A 24,155-nucleotide genomic window follows, 5' to 3' on the forward strand; every position below is an offset into this window, starting at 1 on the left:
ACCCGCACCGATTATACCTTAGCGTTTTAGTACGTTATTTATATCTCAGCGGCGATTATTTATGGCGGCCGGCATTGCAAAAAAAAACATAACACATCATGGACACTTTGAATTTCAAAGCGGTGGGATTTATTTATCTTAAATTCAACCTTTTATTTTCAGAGTCAGATTCATTCATTTAAAGGAATTATTATGAAAAAGAATTTAATCAGTCTTGCTGTTATTACTACCGCTGTTTTTTGGGGTGCTTCAGCAATGGCGACAAGCGGCCAGGTGAACTTTACGGGTGAAATTGTCGACGCAGGTTGCAATATCGTAAATACCCCAAGCTCTCCGCTGAATGTCGTCATGGGTCAGGTGGCCAAAAGTGAATTTACCGGTACCGGTTCTACCGCTGCGCCGACCAAATTCACTCTGGTGTTAACCAACTGCCCGGCAACTGTCTCTATGGCAAAGATTAAATTTGACGGTTCCAGTGTGAATGGCGATACCAGCCTGCTTGCACTGACTCAGGAATCAGGGGTCGCGCAAAACGTGGCGATTCAGTTGACCGATGACAACAACACTGTTGTGCCACTGTTTACTGAAACCAAGACGTATATGCTGACAGATACTCAGGACAACAATCTGGAGTTCATAGCGCGTTACATCGCTACGTCCGACACTGTTAACCCGGGCCCTGCCAACTCCGTCGCGAATTTCTCTGTGATTTACAACTGATCCTTCGTCGCCTTTCACCGGGCGACTGGGTTTTACTGGCCGGCAGACACTGCCGGCCATTATTTATTCGTTAGCGGAAATGATTTATGAAAATGTTCCCATGCACATTACTGGCTGTAGCCCTGGTTTGCGCCACATCAGCACAGGCCGGGGTCGTCGTCGGCGGCACGCGTCTGATCTATGACGGCGGGAAGAAGGAAGCTTCACTGAGCGTCAGTAATCCGGATACAAAATCTTACCTGATCCAGACCTGGGTAGAGCCCGCCGGTACGGGCGCTGAGAAAGCTCCTTTTATGGTCACGCCGCCGCTGTTCCGCCTCGACAGCGGGCAACAGAACGTTCTTCGCGTTGTTCAGGCCGGCAGCACTCTGTCGTCTGATAAAGAATCTCTGTACTGGATGAATATCAAATCCATTCCTTCGACTGAAAACAATGATCACCAGAATACATTGCAGATTGCGTTGAAGACCCGCATCAAGCTGATCTACCGGCCAAAAGGCGTGACGGGCGTACCAGAAGCCGTAACCGAAAAGCTTCACTGGCAGCGTAACGGCAGTACTTTGCAGGTCACCAATCCGACGCCGTTTTACATGAACTTTATGCAGGTGAAAGTCGGCGGGAAAGACGTGAAGGATGTGACATTTGTCGCGCCTGGTGGCACTGCCAGTTTCGCTCTGCCCGCTGGCGCTAATGCAGGCAGCGTCAGCTGGAAGATCATCAGTGATTACGGCGGCATCGGTAATGAGCATAGTGCAGCCCTGTAATTCACTTTTGGAAAATATGTCAGAAAAGAACACCTGCGGTTGAGCATAAAAATGAAGCCAGGAGGAGACGCCGCCACTCCTTCCGGGTGTGGAAAACACGGATGAATCGCCAAAAACAACACGGAAAGTCTTCATTTTCCCGGCCTCTGAGCAGACTCGCCTGCCTGATCGCCAGCCAGCTGGCACTTTGCGCAGGGACATCGTTTGCCGTTCAGGCGGGTGAGACCTTTAACCCGGCATTGCTTGAAATAGAAAGCCCGGGTCAGGGCAGCACCGACCTGTCGGTGTTTGAAACAGGCTCAGGTCAGTTACCCGGTACCTATCGCGTTGACATTTATCTCAACAATGAATTGCAGGATACCCGGGACGTTGTATTTCATACGCAGAAAATGGCCGACGGCTCCACGGTTCTGGCGCCCTGCCTGACCCTCGCGCAGCTGGAAGAAATGGGCATCAAAATTCAGCTGTTCCCTGAGCTGGGTAACGCGCAGACGCCTTGCGTCAATCTTGATGCCATCCCGCAGGGGAAAGCCGAATTTCGCTTCAGTGCGCAGCAATTATTACTCAGCGTACCGCAGGCGGCGATAGCGCAGAAAGCCCGCGGAAATGTCCCTGAAAGCCAGTGGGATAACGGGATTAGCGCCGCATTGCTCAATTACAACCTGAGCGGAGCGGATAACTCTGCACGCAGCAATACCGGTACCAACAGCAGTACGCAGTACGCAAATTTGCGTCCGGGTCTGAATATCGGCCCGTGGCGGCTGCGTAATTACACCACCTGGGAACATGACGGCAGCGGAAAAGATAAATGGGCTACCGTTTATACCTACGCCATGCGCAGCATTATTTCGCTGAAAAGTCAGATGACGATCGGTGACAGTTCCTCGCCCGGCGACATCTTCGACAGCGTGCCGTTTCGCGGCGTGCAACTGGCATCCGACGATGACATGTTGCCAGAAAGCTTGAAAGGGTACGCACCCGTGGTCAGGGGGATTGCACGCACCAATGCGCAGGTCATCGTGCGCCAAAACGGCTATGTGATTTATCAAGGTTACGTTTCGCCAGGGGCATTTGAAATCGCCGATATGTTCCCGACCGGTGGCTCCGGGGATTTATACGTGACCGTTAAAGAAGCCGATGGCAGCGAGCAGTTGCTGGTGGTGCCCTTCGCCTCTCTGCCGGTGTTACAGCGTGAAGGCCGCCTGAAATACAGTCTGACCGGCGGACAATATCGTGCGTACGACAACAATGTTGACGCGACACCTTTCGGTCAGGGGACCGCTATTTATGGTCTGCCTCATGGTCTGACAGCCTACGGCGGCAGCCAGTTTTCCAGTCACTATCAGTCGGTGACGCTGGGCGTGGGTAAGAATCTGGGCGACTTCGGCGCCTTTTCATCTGATCTGACGCATGCATGGTCAGCGATGGAAAATCAGCCCCATAACAGTGGTCAGTCATGGCGGGTGCGCTACAGCAAAAACATCATACAGACTGGCACTAACTTCGCGATTGCCGGCTACCGCTACTCCACTGATGGCTATTACAACCTGCAGGAAGTGATGGATACATGGCGGGACCAGAATGCTGAACCGCCTGCCGGTCGGCGCCGTAATCGCAGCGAAATGACCATGAGTCAAAACCTTTGGCAGGGTGCCGGGTCGTTTTCTCTGAACTGGATAAGCGAGAATTACTGGAACAGCGGGCGTTCCATGCGCTCAGTCGGGCTCGGCTATAACAACAGCTGGCGCGGGATCAGTTACGGGCTCAACTACAGCTTTAACGAAAATGCCAGCAGCGGCGGTAACGGCAGCACCGACGGAAAACGCATTTACGATCGGGATCGCATCATCGGATTTAATATCAGCGTGCCGTTGAGTTTATTCGAGGCCCCGGTTTACGCCAGTTACAGCTTTAACACCAGCAAACAGGGAAATACCACGCATACCGTCGGGCTTAACGGTTCAGCGCTTACCACCAATAATCTTAACTGGAACGTGCAGGAAGGCTACGGCAGCCAGGGCACGGGAAACAGCGGAAATATGAACGCCGATTACCGGGGAACCTACGGGGAAGTGGCCGCGGGTTATGCCTATGACCAGAACAGTCGCCGCCTGAACTATGGTATTCAGGGCGGCATTTTGGCTCATGAAAATGGGGTCACGCTGGGCCAGCCAATGGGCGAAACCCTTGCGCTGGTTCAGGCCTCCGGTGCCAGCGGTGTCAGTATCAGCAATCAGCCCGGTGTAAAAACCGACTGGCGCGGTTACGCCATTGTTCCCTACAGCAGTCCGTACCGTAAGAATCTGGTGCAACTGGACACTGAAACATTGCCTGACGATGTTGAACTGCCTCAGACCACGCAGACGGTGATCCCGACCCGCGGCGCGGTCGTACGTGCACGTTTTGCGGCAAGCGTGGGCCTGCGCATGATGATGACATTGCAGCGCCAGAACGGCTCGCCGGTACCTTTCGGTGCCACGGTCAGCGATACAGCGCAGAAAACCGCGCAGGGCTTTATTGTCGGCGACGCCGGACAGGTCTATCTGACCGGCATGGCGGAAAGCGGTTCGCTGTGGGTTAAATGGGGGAACTCTCCCGCTGAACAGTGTGCCGTGCATTACAGCCTGGCAAAACAAACGACAGACCAGACAGGCATTCAGATGCTGGACGCGAAATGCGGGTAAGGGGAAAGATACCGATGATGACGATAGTAAAAAAAATAGTGATGCTGGGCTGTTTACTCGCCGGGCTGAGTTTTCTTTCACCTGCTGCACTGGCAGCCAATACCGGTTGCACAAGCTCGCCGGATGTTCCGGCTGTTGCGTCTCTCGGCAATATCGCGGTTGATGCCAGTTTACCCGTCGGATCACTCATTCCCGGCTCGGGGAAAATGTTCACGTTTAACGGCAACTGTGCGGCTATCAGCGGCGTTCCTCAGGGGGCGATCATTATTACCTGTTATTACGGCAGCGGGACGGAAATCAGCGGCATGCCGGGCGTTTATAATACCGGCGTCAGCGGGATTGGCGTTACGCTGGTCAACTCCGCCGGGCAACGAGTCGTGGGCGGCGGCGCAAACTGTGATACCCGCAATACGCCGCTGGGATATATTTCCAACACAGCCGGAAAAACATTTTCTGTCAACATAACCCTGGCGCTGGTTAAAACCGCTGCCACCATCGGCACCGGTTCACTTAACCAGTCGCAGACTAACTTCGGTATCGGCATGTATAACACAGGCTGGGGTCTGGGCAGTTCGACCGACAGCTCAGTTTCTTACTCGGGGAATATTATCTATCGCAGCGTTTCCTGTTCAACGGGAAGTACTGTCCCCGTTCCGCTGGGCGATATTCCGGTGAGTGCCTTTTCCGGCCCGGGTTCTACCGCAGGCGACAGAAACTTCCTCATCCCGGTAACCTGCGATAATCCGGTCAATATCGCCATGAGCATGAGTTCCCCTGCTTATGTTTCAAAACCTAACGGAGTGATGGCCATCAACAGCGGTACAAACAATGCGACAGGCATTGGTGTACAAATGCTTTTCAATAATATGCCGGTGACTTTTGATAATTATTTTCAGGCTGGCGCTGTTTCAAATTCAGGCGGCACGCTAAACGCGGCATTTACTGCCCGCTATTATCAGTTCTCAGATACGGTGATCCCGGGACAAGCCAATGCCTCCGCCACTGTCACACTGGCGTATCAATAATGAACATGAACCTGCAGAGATTTAAAATCTTATTCGCATCCGGCTGTGCATTAGCGGTGATTTTGTTTTCAATTCAGGTAAGGGCGACAGATGTCGTGAATATCAACGTCACGGGGAATATCGTTGCAGCCCCCTGCACCGTCGATACTGGTTCGGTTAGCAGGACGGTAAATTTCGGGCAATTACTCGGAACGGAGTTACGTACTGCCGGCGCCGCTTCGGACTGGAAGCCCTTTGAGGTCAGACTGAACAATTGCCCGGCAGCCACCGTCAGTGCAACCGCCACCTTTAGTGGCGCAGTTTATCCGGGCGATCCTACGCTTTTTCTCAACAGCGGTTCTGCTGCCAATGTGGCGATTCAGGTGGTGGATGACGCCACAAAATCCAGCGTAAAAGGCAGTGGCAGTACCATGACGGTCGGTATTGACCCGGTTCAGCACAATGCCATTTTCGCCCTGGCCGGGCGGGTTATCGCCCCCACGGGCAGTGCCGGTTCCGGTGATATTAACGGGATGATGCAAATGACGTTTACTTATCAGTAACGGTCCGATCCCCCGGCAGGGTGCCCGATACGCAGAGAATTGTGCTAAATTTAAAAGAATTCTCTGTCACCCTGGCGCTTGCAATGAAAGACCTCACGACGCTAAAAAGTGAACGCGATAAAAGCCTGCTCTATGCAACGGCTGAACTGTTTGAAAAACTCAGTCCGTTTCTGGAATTTAAAAAAGTTCCTGCACAGACACGCTTAGATTTATTTAAAGACGGCACATCATATTGTTATTTCGTACGTAATGGCTGGTTCAGCATTCATCACAGCGCGGATCCTGTTTTACTAGGTACATTACAGCTGCCGGGTATTATCGGTATAGGCGGTGCCATACCGGAGTCTGCAGGTTTATATATTGAATCGAAGGTAGAATCAGAATTGGCGATTTCTACCGTTCCTGAAATGCACGCGTTAATTAATGAACTTGATTTGTGGGAAATGTTATCCAAGCATATTTTCAGGATGACCGGCAGTATATTCACCAAGGGGGTGCTGCTCACCGGTAGTACATCTTATGAAATCATCCGTTTTCATCTGATTGAACTGATGAACGAACCCGAGGAAATTCGTCATACTACCGTTGCCGTAAACTATGTTCAGCAAAAGACACGTCTTTCCCGCAGCACTATCATGAAAATGCTCGCCCAGTTAAAACAAGGGGGGTATATCACACTGGAAAACGGCATTCTCAAAGAAGTGCGCAAACTGCCTCTCAAATACTGAACAGTCAGTCAGCCTCCCTTCACGTTATAACGGATCACCCGGCATGGATTGCCGCAGGCGACTGCGCCTGCAGGTACAGAGCGGGTTACCACGCTGCCAGCGCCAATCGTGCAGCCATCACCCAGCGTCACACCAGGCAAAATTATGCAACCGCCGCCAATCCAGACATCATTTCCGATACTCACCGGCTTTGCGCTGCCAATATGTTCACGCCGTAAATCGATATCCAGCGGATGTTGTGCGGTATAAACCTGCACGTCTGGCCCGATAAAAACATTATTTCCTATCGTGACCGGTGCACAATCGAGTAAAACAAAATTGAAATTAATGAAAACGTTATTGCCAAGCGTGGTATTAATGCCGTAGTCAATGCGCATGCCTTTTTCGAAATGAACATTGCTGCCAACCTCACCAAATATTGTTCTTATCAGCGCATCTTTTTCAGGCGCCTGGCGCGCACTCAGCGCATTAAATTCGTCCACTTTATCGCGGGTCTGATAACGAATCTCACGTAACTCTTCATCATTAATATGGTAATCCAAACCCTGGATCATTTTCGTTAACTCACGCATTTACCACTCCCTGACCATACGGATATCCACAATGAACATCCGGTGAATTTACTGCCCGATATGACGCATTTTTTCCCGGATATGGGATTTCTTCCGATGAGTCATGACGATATCCGCAAGTGTCCCGTGGAGTGAGGGAAGAAAAGGCACATATATACACCATCCTGCTGCGGCGGATTTTTTGTGATCGGGGTCACTCCGGAGAAGTGAACTACATTGCAGGGAAAATATTTTTACTTTTCAGTTTGCACTGAGTCCGGTCTGGCGTCAGGATTTAGCCTGATTTCCCATTGGCAGTGATAAAGGCTTACCGATAATGACGACTCAGACACCTAAAACGCCGGTTGCGGCAGGGACAATTTTTAGCACCGCCGGTCTGCAATTTCTGAATAAACTCGCGCAGAACAACACCCGTGACTGGTTTAAGGCTAATCAGGAAGAATACGAGGACACGCTGAGAACGCCCGCGTTGCGCTTTATCGAACAAATGCAGCCAGAGATTGTTGCCATTTCTCCGAGACTGACTGCCGTCGCTAAGAAAGTTGGTGGCAGCCTGATGCGCCCGCAGCGCGACAGCCGGTTCAGCAAAGACAAAACGCCTTACAAAACCAATGTCGGCATTCAGTTTCGTCATTTTCAGGGCAAGGACGTTCACGCTCCCGGCCTCTATCTGCACATCGCCGAAGACGGCTGTTTTATTGCAGCGGGGATCTGGCATCCGGAATCAAAAGCCTTAAACGCAATTCGCGCGTGCATTGATGAGAACCCGAATGCCTATCAAAAAGCCCTTAAGACATTGCACGATAACGGGTTTGCGATGGATGGCGACAGCCTGATCCGTCCGCCAAGAGGCTACGACAAAAACCACCCGTTGTTAGCTGAATTAAAACGCAAAGATTATATCGCGATCAAAAACATCGCCTTTGAAGATCTATGCAGGCCAGATGTTGTCGATTTTTGTGCAGAACAGTTCCGGCATTGCGCCCCGCTGATGGCCTATTTATGTTTCGCGCTGGAGCTCGATTTCTGAAGCAGCAGGAAATAGAGTGATGCGCAGCGTAAGACATTTTCTGTCCTGGTCGTGAGGCCTTTGTGAAGGCTTCCGGTGATGCCCTGTCGCTGGTATAAATAAACAACCGATACTGAAATGTGACCAGAAGGGAATTTGGTGTGACCGGACGCATTGACTACCAGATTGAAAAATACCATTTTTCTGAAGCGGCAGAATCCCCTCGCCTTATCCAGCAATGGAAAGATGTGATTGCCGAATGTCAGGAAAATAAGGCGGGCGCAGCAGAGCGCCTGCGTATCGCCCTGCTCAATGTGGACTATGTCACCAGCTTTGAGCTTCCTTTCCGGCTTTTGCTTACCCGCGCTCCCCAGCTCATCGACAGCGTGCGCGATGAATTGCAGCTCAGTCAGAAAAATGTCCTGTTTAATGGCAAGCGCTTCGGCTGCGTTTACAGCCTCAAAATGGATCTGGGCGGGATACCCGATGAGTTTCAATACCGTCTTACGACCCGGATCCGGCGCGTCGATGCGACCGGTACAACAGAAGCCACTTACCGGGAAATAGCGCAACAAACCAAGGTGCCACGCGACCGCCTGCTGTTAGCACTGGAAGCCGGGCTGGAGGTCAATCCGCTGGACGGGCTGTTCTGGTTTGGACTTCAGCGTATTGCCGCTGATGTTTTAAGGCTGAGAAAGACGGGAATGGCGATAGCAACGGCTGAAGTCGAGGTATTTGATACGCTGACCGGGACGACAAGGCGCATTCCGGCGTACAGGCTGAAGGCGTAGATATGCAGTCAACACTATGAATTTTAGAAATTTAAGTTATCTGTTGCTGATAGCCGCAGCGGCTGGCAGCGCCTGTTCCCCCCACCCTTTTGTGATGTGGTTTTTAATCATTAATTTGTTAACACTGGTCTTCTACGGTGTAGACAAACGAGCCGCCTGTAACGCAACGAGCAGAGTTCCTGAATTCACCTTACTGCTGCTTGGTTTTGCCGGTGGCTGGATTGGAGCGATTTTTGGTCAGCAGCTTTTTCGACATAAAACGAAAAAACAGCCTTTTAGAACCTGGTTCGCCATCAGTGTGATATTAAATCTGTTGATTGTGGCGGGTGCGGGCTGGCTGATGAGGGATTTGTTTCTTTGAAATGGTACGCCCTACAGGGCTCGAACCTGTGACCTACGGCTTAGAAGGCCGTTGCTCTATCCAACTGAGCTAAGGGCGCATTGCTTGTCCCATTTGGGAGCGTTGCGGGTTCGGATTATACGGGCAGACCGGGACGAGTCAATGGCTTTCGAACTCTCTGCTTAATGCCTGAACAATTTGCAGATATTCCCGGACCGCCTTGCAACGTTATGTGACGGGTATCGGCTATTTTTCGGATTTCAGCGCGGCCGCGATAACACGGGCGGAAGCGTGATACGCCACACCTTCGTAAGCAGTCAGTTCCGGTTGCAGAGTTTGCACAATACCTTTTTTGCCAATGACGGCGGGCTGGCCGATATAAACACCCAGTTCTTCATCCCAGGCCGAAACCGGCCAGACGCTGTGCGCATCGGACAAAATCGCATCCACCAGTCGTACCGTCGCTGTGGCGATACCAAAACTGGTCCAGCCCTTCCCTTTCAGGATTTCCCAGCCACCGCCGCGTACGGCATCGTTCATTTTTGCCCAGTCAACGTCACGGTCGCCCGCCAGTTCTGCCACCGGGCGGCCGCCCAGCATGACGGTACTCCAGGCGACAAATTGTGATTCGCCATGTTCACCCATGACATAGCCGGTCACGCTTTTCGGATCGATGCCAAAGAACTCGCCGACCACGCGTTTCATACGCGCGGTATCCAGCGACGTGCCGGTGCCAAACACCTGCGTGTCCGGGAAGCCGCTGGTCTGCTGAATAATTTGGGTAATGACATCGCACGGGTTAGTGATGTTCAGGATAACGCCGCCGAAGCCGCTGGCAATCACGCGCGGGATCACGTCTCTTACGGCGGCGCGTGTCTCGGCGAGTTCTTCCAGACGATCTTCACGCAGTAAGGTTTTCGGGCCGACGGCGATGACCAGAACGTCGGCATCCTGTAGTTCGCTGTAATCATTGGCGATGACCTGTACGCGGGAAGCGGTGAGCGATGCCATGTCACGCAACTCCAGCGCCTGACTGGTCGCTTTAGGTTCGTTCTCATCGAGCAAGACAATCACGTCACACACCCCTTGTGTGACTAGAGAAAATGCAACGTCAGCGCCGACATGACCGGCACCGACAATCCCCACTTTGCGCGTCATTTGTTCCTTTCCTTATGATTTAAAAAGAGTCATATCTAAAATAGACACTTTTTTCACCACTGTCGCAGGTTAAATTCTCGCCCGCTATTCTCACGTGTATAAACAAGTAATTCGCATTCAACGCCTGACAGCGCCCGCCGCTTCTGACAAAATAGGCGTATCCCCTGCATTTATTAATTGATGGATTTATTCCCTGATGGCAGCAAAGATTATTGACGGTAAAACGATTGCGCAGCAAGTCAGAAGCGAAGTTGCAGCGCGTGTTCAACAACGACTGGCCGAAGGAAAACGTGCTCCGGGTCTGGCGGTAGTGCTGGTGGGTGAAAACCCGGCGTCACAAATTTATGTCGCCAGCAAGCGCCGTTCGTGTGAAGAAGTCGGGTTCATCTCGCGTTCTTACGATTTGCCTGCAACCACCACCGAAGGCGAGTTGCTGGATCTTATTGAAAAACTTAATAATGACACTGAAATCGACGGCATTCTTGTTCAGCTTCCGCTGCCTGCCGGTATCGATAACATTAAAGTGCTGGAACGTATTCATCCGGACAAAGACGTGGATGGTTTCCATCCGTATAACGTTGGCCGTCTGTGCCAGCGTGCGCCCACGCTGCGCCCTTGTACGCCGCGTGGCATCGTGACACTGCTCGAACGTTACGGTATCGATACCTTCGGTCTGAACGCGGTGGTGATCGGCGCTTCCAACATTGTTGGCCGTCCGATGAGCATGGAATTACTGCTGGCCGGATGCACCACTACCGTGACGCACCGTTTCACCAAAAATTTGCGACATCATGTTGAGAATGCCGATCTGGTGGTGGTTGCGGTCGGTAAACCGGGCTTTATTCCCGGCGAATGGATTAAACCGGGCGCGATTGTCATTGATGTCGGTATTAACCGTCTGGAAAGTGGTAAAGTTGTCGGCGATGTGGAATATGATGCCGCCGCTGAGCGCGCTTCCTTTATCACACCGGTGCCGGGCGGCGTTGGCCCGATGACGGTCGCGACGCTGATTCAGAATACCTTGCAGGCGTGCGAGGAATATCACGACATCAGCGCCAGTAAGCCTTAAACAATTCGCACTACATAAAAAGTCAGGAACACATGGAAACTTTCTTTCTCGAAAAACACCCGCACGTAGAACTGTGCGATCTGCTCAAATTTATGGGCTGGTGTGACAGCGGCGGTACTGCGAAAGCAGTGATTGCTGAAGGTCAGGTTATGGTCAACGGCAAAGTCGAAACCCGTAAACGCTGCAAAATCGTTGCTGATATGAACGTTGAGTTCGCCAGCAACAAAGTCGTTGTTAAAGCGTCCGAGTAAACTTTCTCAGATTCTTTATGATGACAAAAAAGCCCTGCAAGCTTCACGCTGACAGGGCTTTTGTTTTGTGTACGCAGGCTATGGCACCTGAGTTACCCACAGTACCGGCCATTCTCCGCCGCTGCTATATCCGTCGCAGCTCGGTTCAGAAGCAAACGCCGCCAGACGGAAAGCTTTACCATCAAATACCCAGCGTGATGAAACACCACAATCCCCGACACCGCGCCCTTTGTCATAGGTCGAAAGTATGCCTGTTTTAGGGTCGAAATCGGCATTGATCAGTTCCGGCGACTCGTCATCTTCGCCCAGTTTAAACGGCATGTTCAGCGCCAGATCTTCCATCTTATAAGGCGCCTGCCGGTTCACCAGAAAGCCAAGCGCGAACAGGTTATACGCCCCCATATCGCAATTAACGGTCATCAGTGCTTTGTCGCTGCTCAATGCAAAAATATGCACTTCACGTTCCGAAGGATCCAGACTGCAGTCATTATTCTCAATCGTGGTCGCCGCGTTTTGCGTGATGGCAGAAATTTCGGATTCAGTTAACGCCTGCGGTTCGCTGAAGCGCGGCAGTACCGGCGTGGCCGGTATCGGCGGTACGGTATTTGCCGGTTTAGCTCCGCGGTTAATCCAGGCTGTTCTGGTACCCACACGCCCCTGCTGAGCATCAATCGCCAGCAACGCGGCTTTAATACCTTTCAGTGAAATTTCCGGTTTAACGGGCTGTGCAGGATCCGCTTTACCCGCCAGCGAAATTGCGCTGCCTTCGCGAATGGCAGCGATAAAATCATTCACTACCAGACGATTGTTCGTGGAAAGATGTTTTTTACTGACATCCCATTCACGGTGATTAAAGCTCAGGGTTTTGCCGTTCATCTGCAGGCGGCTGGCAATCGGCGCATCGGCATTCTGTTCATCGCTGTTACGCTGATAATCAATGCTGACGGAGGATTTACCTTCCGGTCCGGCCTCACGGCTGATTTTCATGACCAGTTCCTGGCCATCCTGAGAATTGCGCGCGACACAATGGTTAAGGTTGTCACAACTGACCTGCCAGTCGCTGTAAATGGCCTGTAACGGCTCAGCCTGCGTACTAAAAGCCAGCAGGGTAGTCAGCAGGCATAAAGGGGCGGTTATCCATCTGCACATTATGAGTTTCAGCTCTGTTTGGATTTATCTTTCTGATAATAGCGTAACACCCGCCAGCAGACTGCCAACAATGCAGCATTTTTTATTCGAAATAAGAAAGAGATAACCAGCCAGATCGTCCCTTAGCAGAGGATAATTTTTCGCCGGATATGAAATCACGTAATGGTGACGTAACGAAACATTCAGTACACTGGCAAAGCCAATAACGAAAAATAATGGCGTAAAGGATGACTTTCATTTCTCCGGGAGATTCAGATGAAGTTATGGATTTGGCTGATAGCCGTGTTTTCGCTGCCTGCGCTGGCAGAAGAGCCGCCGGTGGTTTACTCCGGTACGCTGGGTAAAACCAGCATTGTGCTCGAACTGGATTTGAACAAACCAGACGAAGTCACTGGCCGGTATTTCTATCAGAAATATCATTTAGATTTACCCCTCAACGGTGCGCTGGATGGTCAGGAACTGAAACTTCAGGAAGGTCTGGACGATTTTGACGATACGCCGCGTCCTGAGCTGACCCTGACAAAAGATGAAAATGGCGGCTGGCAGGGCAACTGGACCAACCCGCAAGGAAAAACGTTGCCAGTGACGCTGCAACCGGTGCAACTGCCTGCAGCGACAACGGACGACGGCTACCTGAGTGCGCTTATTCATACCGATCCTTATGAGTATCTGCGGTTATCTGCGCTGCAACTTAAAGCCGGTAAAAGCGAGAATTTCATGGGCTACCAGCTGCAATGGTGGACGGAGCCGCAGTCGAAAATCAGTTTTTTCGAAATTGTTTCAGGCTATCCGGAAACAGAAATGCAGGCGATTAACCAGAAATTACGCACCCGCTTGTGGCAGGAAGTCAGCGGCTGGCATTCCTGTATGCTTGGCGCGAGCCGGTTTGGTCAGGGCGAATATCAGCAGACCGTCACACCGGAATATCTGAGTGACGAAATCGTCAGTGTCAGCGTATTTACCTCTTATGATTGTGGCGGCGCGCACCCTGATTTCGGCGAATCGCCAGTCAACCTCAATGCTAAAACCGCAGAAACACTGACGCTGGAAGATGTGGTGTGGGTTGGCGAAGGGGCTCCTTTCCATTATCTGAACGCGGAAGATCGTAGCCTGGCGGGCAAAAATGACGTGGATTTTGATACGTTTGCGGATTATCGCGATAAGAAATGGGCGCCGTGGCTGGTGAAACAACTGACTGCGGCGTACCCGGAGCAAATGAAAAAGCCGACCGAAGAAAGTGACGATGATTGTGATTACTCCGACACTTCAGTCTGGCAATTCCCGGCGTGGTATTTCACGAAGAAAGGACTGTATTTTGATCCAACGTTCGCCCGCGTTTTACGTTCATGCGAAGGTCCGGAATGGTCAGTTCTGCCGTGGTCAGCGATGAAAGGTCACGCCGGCAGCGTCGCCATCAGTCAGGAAAACTAAAAGACGAAAGGCACCTTCGCGGGTGCCTTTTTTATTGAAGCTCATTGCATTAAAGCTCAGTGGCGGAAGCGTTATGCCAGCCAGCCCTGAATTTGCGCATGCTGTAACAGCATAATGGTTTTGCCGTCTTTAATGCGGCCATCTTTGATCATCGCCAGTGCTTCGGTGAACGGTACTTCGAGCACATCAATATCTTCATCTTCCACGCCGCCACCGGCGTTCTGGCGCTGCGACTCATCGTATTCGGCGGCAAAAAAGTGAACAATTTCCGTCACACTGCCGGGCGACATATAGGCTTCAAACAGTTTATCTACCTTGCCCACCGCAAAACCGGTTTCCTCAATCGCTTCTTTACGGATGCAATCTTCAGGCGAATCGTTGTCCAGTAAACCCGCGCAGGTTTCCAGCAACATTCCGGTCGGGTTGCCATTGACGTAAGTCGGCATACGAAACTGTTTGATCAGCAGGACGGTTTTTTTAGGCCGGTTATAAAGCAGGATCGTCGCCCCGTTCCCCCGGTCATACACTTCACGGGACTGCGGCTGGCGTTCGCCGTTGCGCCTGATTAAATCGTAGGTGTACTTGCGAAGAACATACCAGTTATCAGAGAGTAACTGGTTCCGGACGTTTTCGATTCTGGATGACTTGTCATGAGATGACATATTGCGTGCCCCCGCTCAGAAGTTATGAGAGAAGCCAGACAGCATAGCCGGATTCATCTGCTGCCGCTACCGTCAACCCTGCTCAATTGCGGCCAGAAGTTCTTCGCTATGGCGTTCTATCCACTGGGGATCTAACGGCCCCCAGCTCGAGAGCTGATAATAGCCGTCATTGTTGCGCACCCCCTGCTGTACAAACTCCAGTCCGACACCCATTCCGGGCAGGGCTTTGAGCACATCCTGCAAAGTGCGCCGCGGCCATCCGGTGATTTCCATCAGCTTTGGCACATTCGGTTTTTGCTCATTATTAAGCAACCAGCAAAGATATAAACGACGGGCAAAGACGGAATTTATAAGCAAACTCATCTGGACTGCTCCTGCCGGGATGTCATAAAAATCAAGATAGCCAAAGAGTAGACTGTTTCAGCGAATATCGCTGAGAGATAACTCCGTGTATGAGGAGGCTTTTTTACATTATCTCCTTTATTTCTCCACGTTTTATGCCATGTGAACAGGTAAAGTGCATAGACGTAGAACTACACTCTAACACTCGCTCCGTCCCGCCGGGACAGTATCGCCTCTGAGACCTCTTCTAAGAAGACCATGCTCAGGGGATTTTTTTGTCAGATTACTGGCATTGTGTTTGTTTGCTGATGTTAGTCACTCACGCCAGAGTGACAACGAGGTTCCTGAAGCATGGCTAACTTTTTCATCGATCGCCCAATATTTGCCTGGGTTTTAGCGATCATCATTTCCCTGACCGGCGCACTCGCGATCTATTTTCTTCCGGTTGAGCAGTATCCTGATCTGGCTCCGCCAAACGTCAGAATCTCTGCCACCTATCCCGGCGCATCAGCACAAACATTAGAAAATACCGTTACTCAGATTATCGAACAGAACATGACTGGCCTCGATAATCTGATGTACATGTCTTCGCAAAGCAGTAACGACGGCAAATCGCAGATCACCCTGAGTTTTACCGCCGGTACGGATCCGAACGAAGCGCTCCAGCAGGTGCAAAACCAGTTGCAACAGGCGCTGAAACGTCTGCCGCAGGACGTGCAGACACAAGGCGTGACCGTTTCAAAGACCGGTGATACCAACCTGATGATGGTGGCGTTTGTTTCCACAGACGGCAGCATGGATAAACAGGATATCGCCGACTATGTGGCGTCCAATATTCAGGATCCTCTCAGCCGCGTGCCGGGCGTCGGCAGCATTGATGCGTACGGTTCTCAGTACGCCATGCGTATCTGGCTCGATCCGGACAAGCTGAATAATTATCAGCTCACTACCGCCGATGTGGTGACAGCGATTAAAGCGCAAAACAGTCAGGTGGCCGTGGGTCAGCTCGGCGGTGCGCCTTCTGTGGATTTTCAGGCGCTGAATGCCACCATCAACGCGCAGGCGCAGTTACAGACACCTGAACAGTTCCGCCAGATCACGTTGAAAGTGAATCAGGACGGTTCGCAGGTCAAACTTGGCGATGTCTCAACCATCGGTCTCGGCGCGGAAAACTACGCCCTGCTCAGCCGGTACAACGGACAGGCCGCATCCGGTATGGGCGTGAAACTGGCGTCCGGTGCCAACGAACTGCAAACGGACAAAGCCGTCCGCGCGCGCCTCGATGAGCTGTCACATTATTATCCGCACGGGCTGAAAGCCGAAATTGCCTACGAAACCACACCGTTCGTTAAAGCGGCGATCACCGACGTGGTGAAAACGCTGTTTGAAGCGATCGTGCTGGTGTTCCTGGTAATGTATCTGTTCCTGCAAAACTTCCGCGCCACACTTATCCCGACGATTGCCGTGCCGGTGGTTTTGCTGGGTACATTTGCTGTGCTGCATCAGTTCGGTTACAGCATCAATACTCTGACGATGTTCGCGATGGTGCTCGCCATCGGCCTGCTGGTAGATGACGCCATTGTGGTGGTGGAAAACGTCGAGCGCGTGATGAGCGAAGAAGGCCTCAGCCCCCGGGAGGCGACGCGAAAATCCATGGGCCAAATTCAGAGTGCGCTGGTCGGTATCACCATGGTGCTGTCGGCGGTATTCGTGCCGATGGCATTCTTCGGCGGCACCACCGGCGCGATTTACCGTCAGTTCTCCATCACGATTGTTTCCGCGATGGTGCTGTCTGTGTTCGTTGCCCTGACACTGACACCGGCGCTGTGCTCAACCATTCTCAAACCTATCGCACAAGGACATCATCACGGTAAACGCGGTTTCTTCGGCTGGTTTAACCGGATGTTCGACCGCAATGCCCGTCGCTATGAAAACGGCGTGGCGCGTGTTCTGCGTAACAGCCTGCGCTACATGCTCGGTTATGCGGCGCTGGTCGCCTTGCTGGCAGTCATGTTTATCAAACTGCCGACCTCGTTCCTGCCGATGGAAGACCGCGGTGTATTCACTGTTCAGATCCAGCTGCCGCCGGGTTCGACGTTGCAGCAGACGCAAAAAGTGGTGGAAAAGGTCGAGAAGTATTTCCTGCAAGAAGATAAGAAAGACGTACTTTCAGTGTTCTCGACCATCGGCGCAGGCCCCGGCGGTAACGGGCAAAACGTCGCACGTATGTTTGTGCGCCTGACACCGTGGGATGCACGCACCGGCGAAGGCGATTCTTCTTTTGCTCTGATTGAACGGGCGACCAAAGCGTTTAACAAGATAACCGAAGCCCGTGTTATCGCCAGCAGCCCGCCCGCCATCAACGGTCTGGGAAGCGCCACCGGCTTTGATATGGAATTACAAGATCACGCCGGGCTTGGCCACGACGCGCTGATGGCCGCGCGCGATCAGTTACTTGAAATGACGTCGAAAGACAGCAATCTGACCCGCGTACGTCACAACGGTCTGGATGACAGCCCGCAATTGCAGATCGACATCGATCAGGTAAAAGCGCAGGCGCTGGGTGTCGCCATCTCTGATATCAACAGCACGTTAAGTACCGCGTGGGGCTCGACCTACGTCAATGACTTCGTTGACCGCGGCCGTGTGAAGAAAGTCTATGTGCAGGCCGGAGCGCAATACCGTATGTTGCCGGACGATATCAACCGCTGGTATGTGCGAAATTCTGCCGGAACCATGGTGCCCTTCTCCGCTTTCGCCACGTCGAAATGGCTGACCGGCTCACCGCGTCTGGAACGTTACAACGGCTATTCCGCACTGGAAATTGTGGGTGAACCGGCAACGGGCATCAGCAGCGGTACGGCGATGGATGACATGGAAAAACTGGTCGCGAAACTGCCAGTGGGGATTGGCCTCGAATGGACAGGTCTGTCGTATCAGGAAAGATTGTCAGGGTCGCAGGCTCCTGCGCTGTATGCCATTTCCCTGCTGGTGGTGTTCCTGTGTCTGGCCGCCTTGTATGAGAGCTGGTCGATTCCGTTCTCCGTCATGCTGGTCGTTCCGCTCGGCGTACTGGGGGCGGTAATTGCCACCTGGATGCGCGGACTGGAAAACGATGTGTATTTCCAGGTCGGGATGCTGACCATCATCGGGCTATCAGCCAAGAACGCCATTCTGATTGTCGAGTTTGCCAATGACCTGAATGTTCGCGGAAAGGAATTGCTGGAGGCCACGCTTGAAGCGTCGAGAATGCGTCTGCGTCCGATTCTGATGACATCGCTGGCATTTGTTTTCGGTGTTCTGCCGATGGCAACCAGCATGGGCGCAGGTTCAGGCAGCCAGCACGCCGTCGGTACCGGTGTCATCGGCGGGATGATTTCCGCGACGATTCTGGCCATCTTCTTCGTGCCCCTGTTCTTTGTGCTGATCCGCCGCAGGTTTCCCGGGAAAACTGCGCATCCCGTGATTGCCGATATCGTTGAGACGTTGCCCGCAGAGCACAAATAACGGCACTGGATTTCAGGCAACAAAAAAGGCGTTAATGTGAATTAACGCCTTTTTTATTAATGATTTACTGGCTGTGAGAATCGTCGCTAAATCGGACGTAATGGTCTTCCTGAACAAACGCTTTTTATAATGACGTACTGCACTGAGAATAAATCTTTTCTTTGCTTTAACGGTAACGATGCGGGCAATTACGCTTTCAACATACGGTCGATAAAGTCTTTCCAGTGACCTAACTCTTGCTCTAACATTTTACTCCCCTTGATTGGACGGACGGATTATACGTCTATTTTTTGACCATGTAAAAAGGCCATCATTATTTTTTAAGCGCGATCACAATCCCGCCCCGTCTGGATCCTGCAGCCGTTTTGCCTCATTATGTGTCCCATCCTTACGTCTGTTGTTGTACGGGCGAAAAGTTCTTATTTTACTGACAGGTTACGTTTTTCTATGGCAACGATTTCCGCTCCAACTTCTTTTATTCTCTACGGCATAAAAAATTGCGATACCGTGAAAAAAGCCCGCCGCTGGCTGGAAGAAAACGGGGTTGAATACCAGTTTCATGATTACCGTGTCGACGGGCTGGATGAGGCGTTGTTGCAGAACCTGCTGGATAAACAAGGCTGGGAAGCCATGCTCAATACGCGCGGGACGACCTGGCGCAAACTTGATGAAGCCACGCGCGTAGCCTGTGATAACGAAGCCAGCGCCAAAGCGGTGATGCTCGAACAGCCTGCGGTGATCAAACGCCCATTTTTGCTGGCCGCCGACGGTCAGTCCCTGCTGGGATTCAAACCAGAAACCTATCAGCAATTTCTCGCACAGGTGAAGTAACATGAGTTGTCCGGTTCTCGATTTAGCCCAACAGTTAATCCGCCGCCCTTCCCTCAGCCCGGACGACGCAGGCTGCCAGGAAATTATGATTGCCCGCCTCGAAGCCGCTGGCTTTCACGTGGAGCCGATGCATTTTGGGGATACCCAGAACTTCTGGGCCACGCGTGGCGAAGGAAAAACGCTGGCCTTTGCCGGTCATACTGATGTCGTGCCAACCGGCGATCATAAGCTGTGGGTGACCGGTCCGTTCGAGCCAACACTGCGCGACGGAATGTTATATGGTCGCGGTGCGGCAGACATGAAAGGTTCGCTGGCGGCGATGGTCGTTGCGGCGGAACGTTTCGTTGCCGCAAACCCGAATCATCAGGGCCGTCTGGCGTTTCTTATTACCTCAGATGAAGAAGCCAGCGCCGTCAACGGCACCGTAAAAGTGGTCAACGCGCTGATGGAACGCAATGAGCGTCTCGATTACTGCTTAGTCGGCGAGCCTTCCAGCACCACGCGCGTCGGCGATATTGTTAAAAATGGCCGCCGCGGTTCGATGACGGCTAATCTTCACGTGCACGGCGTTCAGGGACATGTAGCCTATCCGCATCTGGCGGACAATCCGGTGCATCGCGCGATGCCTGCGCTGAATGAACTGGTCGCCACCGTGTGGGATAACGGCAACGAATTCTTCCCGCCGACCAGCATGCAGATCGCCAATATCAACGCCGGTACCGGCAGCAACAACGTGATCCCTGGTGAGCTGTATGTTCAGTTCAATTTCCGTTTCAGCACCGAACTGACCGACGCCATCATCAAACAGCGCGTGGCAGAACTGCTGGACCGACATAACCTGCAATACACCCTGAACTGGGTGGTGTCCGGTCAGCCGTTCCTGACTTCACGCGGTGCGCTGGTCGATGCGGTGGTGAATGCCGTGCGTCACTACAGTGAAATCACACCGGAACTGCAAACCACCGGCGGCACCTCTGACGGGCGTTTCATCGCACTGATGGGCGCGCAGGTGGTCGAACTGGGGCCGGTCAACGCCACCATCCACAAAATTAATGAATGCGTTCACGCAGCGGATTTGCAGGTTCTGAGCCGTATGTATCAGCGCATCATGGAACAGTTAGTCGCATGATTAGCCATGAAATGCTGACCGGCCGGTCCGCTGAGCATCTGGTGACGCTGGGCGAAGGCCCGCACCGGTTGCAGAAAGAGGCGGTGCAGGCATTTGAAAAAATGCGCCAGGCCGCCAGTGTTGCCGGTTTTGATTTACAACCGGCCAGCACTTTTCGTGATTTCAGCCGGCAACTGGCTATCTGGAATGGCAAATTTCGCGGCGAGCGACCAGTATTAGATAAGAACAGCCAGCCGGTGGATATCAGTGAGTTAACCACAGCGGAACGTTGTGAGCTGATTTTACGCTGGTCGGCGCTACCGGGCGCCAGCCGCCATCACTGGGGCAGTGATCTGGATGTGTACGATCCTTCTCTGTTACCGGCTGATAAAAAGTTGCAGCTGGAGCCGTGGGAGTACGAAGAAGGCGGTTATTTTTATCCGCTCAATCAGTGGCTTTCGGCACATATGGCAGAATTTGGTTTTTATCGCCCGTACGCAGAAGATACCGGTGGTGTCGCCGTTGAACCCTGGCATCTGAGTTACCGTCCGCTGGCGCAGGAATGCGAGAAATTGCTTACACCGCAAGTTCTCATCAGCGCCTGGACAGGACAGGAAGTGGCCGCCGCAGACTGGTTAGCCGGTCAGATGACGGAAATATTTCCGCGATTTATCGCCCTCTCACCCCTTTAAAGGAGCACACCATGGAGTGGATCAAAGATTACTGGTGGATCGTTCTGATCATACTGGTCGGGATGTTAATCAGCGGGATCAAAGAGCTGAACCGCGTTGATGTTAAGAAGTTTTTGAAAGACAAACCGGAAATCCCACCGCACCGCGACAACAATGCGGAGTGGGATAAAGATGACGACTGGCCGAAGAAAAAGTAATTTCCCCCCGTCAGTCCCTCATCTTTAATCAATATTAGTCGGCGGATAATCTAGCGATTCTCCGCCGATTGACTTTCTCCCCTGCCGGTAACATGCCAAGTGAAACCGATGCACGGAGAGAACACGTCCTTTGCAAACACTACCTATTTCCCACCCTGTTCAGGCTGCGTCTGAGCATTTCGACGCTACGCAATTTCTGGGACTGGCTCCGTTTTTACGCATGAGCATCGCCGGCGATGAATGTACTGATATCGCTCAGGAGCTGGTGACCCGCGCGCAGCAAAACCCTGATGACGCCGTACTGTGGATGAACCTTTCCACCGTCATGCTGTGCCTGCAGCGCACCGAACTCGGGCTGACCATTCAGAATCAGGCGCTGGCCATGCAGCAGGTTTATACCCTGAATGCTGCGCAACGCCCGGCGAAATTGCGCCTGCTGATGCTGATGGTTCCCGGCACGTTGTCAGCCAATGTGCCGCTCGACTGCCTGCTGGAAAACAGCGATATCGAGCTGATTTATTACTACATTACGCCCGAAGCGCCGTTTGAAGCGCCGATCCCTGAACATGATTTGCTGATGGTTGGGATCAGCGCCACCACTGAAAACCTGTTCCTGTTACAGCAACTGGAAAGCATTACCCGCCAGTGGCCGGTGCCGGTCATCAATGCACCGCAACACATTCCCAATTCCGAGCGCCATACCGCCAGTACGCTGTTGCAGGATCAGCCAGGATTAACCATTGCGCAGGCGCATCCGGTGACCTTTTCAGCCTTATCTGCGGTAGCGGAAGGCAACATATCCCTGAGCAGCGCCCTGCCCGGCAGCGATTTTCCTGTGATCCTGCGACCTGCCGGTTCGCACGGCGGTCACGGTCTGGAAAAAGTGATCAGTCCGGAAGAACTAGCAGGTTATCTGACGCGTGTGCAGGTGGAAGATTATTTCCTGTCGCAGTTCATTGATTACAGCAACGCCGATGGACAGTTCCGCAAATACCGTATTTCGCTGATCGACGGCGTGCCTTATGCCTGTCATATGGCGATTTCGTCGCACTGGATGGTGCATTACGTCAACGCGTTCATGTATGAAGATCAGAAAAAACGCGAAGAAGAAGCCGCGTTTCTGAATAACTTCCACGAATTCGTGGCCCGTCATCAGCAGGCGCTGAAGGCCATTTACGACACCACGCAGCTTGATTATCTGGGGATTGATTGCAGTGAGACGCCGGACGGCAGCTTGCTGGTCTTTGAGATCGATCCTGCCATGGTCGTCCACGCGATGGATCTGGAAGTGATGTTCCCGCACAAACAAATCCATATAAATAAAGTTAAAACAGCATGCCGCGAGTTGCTGTTATCCCGTGCCTTTGCGCACAGCGGCGCATCGGCTGATGCGCCAGAAGGAAAAGAACAATCATGATTTCACGTAACGCTCTGAATTTCTCCGGTGGTCCCGGCGCACTGCCCGAAGTGGTGCTCGCACAAGTTGAAGCGGCGATCAAAGAAGTGCCAGAAGTTGGCCTGTCAATTCTCGGCATCAGCCATCGCTCTGACTGGTTTGCCGCCATTGTTGAAGAAACCGAAAACAACATCCGCACCCTGCTTGGCTTGTCGAAAGATTTCCATATCCTGTTCCTGCAGGGCGGCGCAACCCAGCAATTTTCGATGGTACCCATGACGCTGTTACGCGGTCAGAAGCATGCGGCAGAATATCTGGATACCGGTTACTGGAGCAGTAAAGTCGTGACCGAAGCGCGTCGTGAAGGGCCGGTAAAAGTGCTGTGGAGCGGCGAATCTTGCGGGTTTAACCGCCTGCCCGCGGATGAGGAACTGGCGTTTTCTCCGGACGCGCCCTATCTGCATTACGTTTCCAACGAAACGGTAGAAGGTCTGCAGTTCCAGCGCGTTCTGGGACGTGATGATGTACCGCGTGTCTGCGATATGTCCTCTGATTTCCTGTCAAAACCGTGCGATGCCAATAAATTCTCTGTCATTTACGCCCATGCGCAGAAAAACATCGGCCCGGCTGGCGTCACTATCGTGCTGGTGCACGACACCGTGGTGAAAGCGTCATCTGATGAATTGCCCTCGTTCCTCAATTACCGCCGTCAGGTGGAATCCCATTCCAACCTCAACACGCCGCCGGTATTCGCGATTTATGTGGTGCTGCTGGTCACGCGCTGGTTGCTTAATGATGTCGGCGGTCTGGACAATATGGAACAGACCAACCGCCACAAAGCGGAACTGCTGTACGCAATGCTCGATAACAGCGACGGTTTCTATAACGGCTGGAGCAGCAAAGCGGACCGTTCACAAATGAACGTGGCATTTAAACTGCCGGATGATGTGCTGGAGAAGAAATTCCTGGCGGAAAGCCATGAAGCGGGTTTCTCGGGTCTGTCAGGGCACCGCGCGATCGGCGGTATCCGTGCGTCTATCTATAATGCATTGTCGCTGCCAGCGGCTGAAAAGCTGACGAACTTCATGGATGATTTCATGCGTAAAAACCGTAAGTAATCGCCATCAGGCAGACAAAAAAACGCCCCCGGTTGTAATGCAGCCGGGGGCATTTTTTTTAAAGTCTCA

24 protein-coding genes and 1 tRNA gene are annotated in these 24,155 nt (G+C 52.4%); 19 read left to right on the plus strand and 6 right to left on the minus strand.

Translation table 11 applies throughout. The annotated features are described in order from the left end of the window. The first annotated feature begins 192 nt into the window (after nt 1-192). The 6 genes from J1778_RS16735 (at nt 193) to J1778_RS16760 (ending at nt 6,463) form a co-directional block, all read left to right on the plus strand. Complete coding sequence (locus tag J1778_RS16735; RefSeq protein ID WP_217174131.1) at nt 193-720, plus strand: fimbrial protein; 528 nt, start codon at nt 193-195, stop codon at nt 718-720. 86 nt (nt 721-806) lie between these two features. After that, entirely contained in the window at nt 807-1,484 is a 678-nt protein-coding gene (locus J1778_RS16740) for a fimbrial biogenesis chaperone (RefSeq protein ID WP_217174132.1), read from the plus strand. A 101-nt stretch (nt 1,485-1,585) separates the two neighbouring features. Beyond that, the gene (locus tag J1778_RS16745; protein ID WP_217174133.1) at nt 1,586-4,168 is read left to right on the plus strand and encodes a fimbria/pilus outer membrane usher protein; all 2,583 of its coding nucleotides are present in this window, start codon (nt 1,586-1,588) and stop codon (nt 4,166-4,168) included. Nucleotides 4,169-4,182: 14 nt separating this feature from the next. Then, the gene (locus tag J1778_RS16750; protein ID WP_238484755.1) at nt 4,183-5,193 is read left to right on the plus strand and encodes a fimbrial protein; all 1,011 of its coding nucleotides are present in this window, start codon (nt 4,183-4,185) and stop codon (nt 5,191-5,193) included. A 95-nt stretch (nt 5,194-5,288) separates the two neighbouring features. Then, on the plus strand, nt 5,289-5,735 hold the full coding sequence (locus tag J1778_RS16755; protein WP_217174134.1) for a fimbrial protein: 447 nt from the start codon (nt 5,289-5,291) through the stop codon (nt 5,733-5,735). Between the two features lie 41 nt (nt 5,736-5,776). Beyond that, a complete protein-coding gene (locus tag J1778_RS16760) occupies nt 5,777-6,463 on the plus strand; it encodes a helix-turn-helix domain-containing protein (protein ID WP_338019651.1) in 687 nt (228 codons plus the stop codon). Nucleotides 6,464-6,471: 8 nt separating this feature from the next. On the opposite strand, the gene J1778_RS16765 is transcribed toward J1778_RS16760, so the two are convergent. After that, a complete protein-coding gene (locus J1778_RS16765; protein ID WP_217174135.1) occupies nt 6,472-7,035 on the minus strand; it encodes a sugar O-acetyltransferase in 564 nt (187 codons plus the stop codon). Nucleotides 7,036-7,351: 316 nt separating this feature from the next. Here J1778_RS16765 and J1778_RS16770 point away from each other — a divergent pair, with 316 nt between their 5' ends. The 3 genes from J1778_RS16770 to J1778_RS16780 all read left to right on the plus strand — a co-directional run bounded on the left by J1778_RS16770 (nt 7,352) and on the right by J1778_RS16780 (nt 9,196). Continuing rightward, complete coding sequence (locus tag J1778_RS16770) at nt 7,352-8,065, plus strand: DUF2461 domain-containing protein (protein WP_217174136.1); 714 nt, start codon at nt 7,352-7,354, stop codon at nt 8,063-8,065. A gap of 140 nt (nt 8,066-8,205) precedes the next feature. Continuing rightward, nucleotides 8,206-8,835: an ECs1377 family protein gene (locus J1778_RS16775; protein WP_217174137.1), complete on the plus strand. Its 630-nt coding sequence runs from the start codon at nt 8,206-8,208 to the stop codon at nt 8,833-8,835. A 16-nt stretch (nt 8,836-8,851) separates the two neighbouring features. Beyond that, entirely contained in the window at nt 8,852-9,196 is a 345-nt protein-coding gene (locus J1778_RS16780) for a DUF1294 domain-containing protein (RefSeq protein ID WP_217174138.1), read from the plus strand. A gap of 2 nt (nt 9,197-9,198) precedes the next feature. On the opposite strand, the gene J1778_RS16785 is transcribed toward J1778_RS16780, so the two are convergent. Both J1778_RS16785 and J1778_RS16790 read right to left on the minus strand, forming a co-directional pair. Beyond that, nucleotides 9,199-9,275: transfer RNA gene (locus tag J1778_RS16785), tRNA-Arg, on the minus strand. 146 nt (nt 9,276-9,421) lie between these two features. Beyond that, a complete protein-coding gene (locus J1778_RS16790) occupies nt 9,422-10,333 on the minus strand; it encodes an L-lactate dehydrogenase (RefSeq protein WP_217174139.1) in 912 nt (303 codons plus the stop codon). A gap of 196 nt (nt 10,334-10,529) precedes the next feature. Here J1778_RS16790 and folD point away from each other — a divergent pair, with 196 nt between their 5' ends. After that, the gene (folD, locus tag J1778_RS16795) at nt 10,530-11,402 is read left to right on the plus strand and encodes a bifunctional methylenetetrahydrofolate dehydrogenase/methenyltetrahydrofolate cyclohydrolase FolD (protein WP_217174140.1); all 873 of its coding nucleotides are present in this window, start codon (nt 10,530-10,532) and stop codon (nt 11,400-11,402) included. A gap of 32 nt (nt 11,403-11,434) precedes the next feature. Continuing rightward, nucleotides 11,435-11,653, plus strand: coding sequence for a ribosome-associated protein YbcJ (gene ybcJ, locus J1778_RS16800; protein ID WP_112287597.1), 219 nt, complete (start codon nt 11,435-11,437; stop codon nt 11,651-11,653). A gap of 78 nt (nt 11,654-11,731) precedes the next feature. On the opposite strand, the gene J1778_RS16805 is transcribed toward ybcJ, so the two are convergent. Next, on the minus strand, nt 11,732-12,802 hold the full coding sequence (locus tag J1778_RS16805; protein WP_217174141.1) for a DUF1176 domain-containing protein: 1,071 nt from the start codon (nt 12,800-12,802) through the stop codon (nt 11,732-11,734). Between the two features lie 255 nt (nt 12,803-13,057). Here J1778_RS16805 and J1778_RS16810 point away from each other — a divergent pair, with 255 nt between their 5' ends. Beyond that, the gene (locus tag J1778_RS16810; protein ID WP_217174142.1) at nt 13,058-14,233 is read left to right on the plus strand and encodes a hypothetical protein; all 1,176 of its coding nucleotides are present in this window, start codon (nt 13,058-13,060) and stop codon (nt 14,231-14,233) included. 71 nt (nt 14,234-14,304) lie between these two features. On the opposite strand, the gene nudK is transcribed toward J1778_RS16810, so the two are convergent. After that, a complete protein-coding gene (gene nudK / locus J1778_RS16815) occupies nt 14,305-14,895 on the minus strand; it encodes a GDP-mannose pyrophosphatase NudK (protein ID WP_217174143.1) in 591 nt (196 codons plus the stop codon). A gap of 72 nt (nt 14,896-14,967) precedes the next feature. Next, nucleotides 14,968-15,252 (minus strand): winged helix-turn-helix domain-containing protein, encoded by a 285-nt coding sequence (locus J1778_RS16820; RefSeq protein ID WP_217174245.1) that lies wholly within the window; start codon nt 15,250-15,252, stop codon nt 14,968-14,970. Between the two features lie 336 nt (nt 15,253-15,588). Here J1778_RS16820 and acrD point away from each other — a divergent pair, with 336 nt between their 5' ends. The 7 genes from acrD to J1778_RS16855 all read left to right on the plus strand — a co-directional run bounded on the left by acrD (nt 15,589) and on the right by J1778_RS16855 (nt 24,086). Next, on the plus strand, nt 15,589-18,744 hold the full coding sequence (gene acrD, locus J1778_RS16825; RefSeq protein WP_217174144.1) for a multidrug efflux RND transporter permease AcrD: 3,156 nt from the start codon (nt 15,589-15,591) through the stop codon (nt 18,742-18,744). Nucleotides 18,745-19,191: 447 nt separating this feature from the next. Beyond that, on the plus strand, nt 19,192-19,575 hold the full coding sequence (locus tag J1778_RS16830) for an ArsC family reductase (RefSeq protein ID WP_217174145.1): 384 nt from the start codon (nt 19,192-19,194) through the stop codon (nt 19,573-19,575). 1 nt (nt 19,576) lies between these two features. Beyond that, nucleotides 19,577-20,704, plus strand: a complete 1,128-nt coding sequence (gene dapE / locus J1778_RS16835) for a succinyl-diaminopimelate desuccinylase (RefSeq protein WP_217174146.1) — start codon at nt 19,577-19,579, stop codon at nt 20,702-20,704. Further along, entirely contained in the window at nt 20,701-21,375 is a 675-nt protein-coding gene (locus J1778_RS16840; protein ID WP_217174147.1) for a M15 family metallopeptidase, read from the plus strand. Before dapE ends, J1778_RS16840 begins: the two co-directional genes overlap by 4 nt. An 11-nt stretch (nt 21,376-21,386) precedes the next feature. After that, nucleotides 21,387-21,572: a YpfN family protein gene (locus J1778_RS16845; protein WP_217174148.1), complete on the plus strand. Its 186-nt coding sequence runs from the start codon at nt 21,387-21,389 to the stop codon at nt 21,570-21,572. 130 nt (nt 21,573-21,702) lie between these two features. Beyond that, the gene (locus J1778_RS16850) at nt 21,703-22,989 is read left to right on the plus strand and encodes an ATP-grasp domain-containing protein (RefSeq protein ID WP_217174149.1); all 1,287 of its coding nucleotides are present in this window, start codon (nt 21,703-21,705) and stop codon (nt 22,987-22,989) included. Beyond that, nucleotides 22,986-24,086, plus strand: coding sequence for a phosphoserine transaminase (locus J1778_RS16855; protein WP_217174150.1), 1,101 nt, complete (start codon nt 22,986-22,988; stop codon nt 24,084-24,086). Before J1778_RS16850 ends, J1778_RS16855 begins: the two co-directional genes overlap by 4 nt. The last annotated feature ends 69 nt before the right edge of the window (nt 24,087-24,155 follow it).

Source organism: Rahnella bonaserana (assembly GCF_019049675.1).
Lineage (GTDB): Bacteria > Pseudomonadota > Gammaproteobacteria > Enterobacterales > Enterobacteriaceae > Rahnella > Rahnella bonaserana.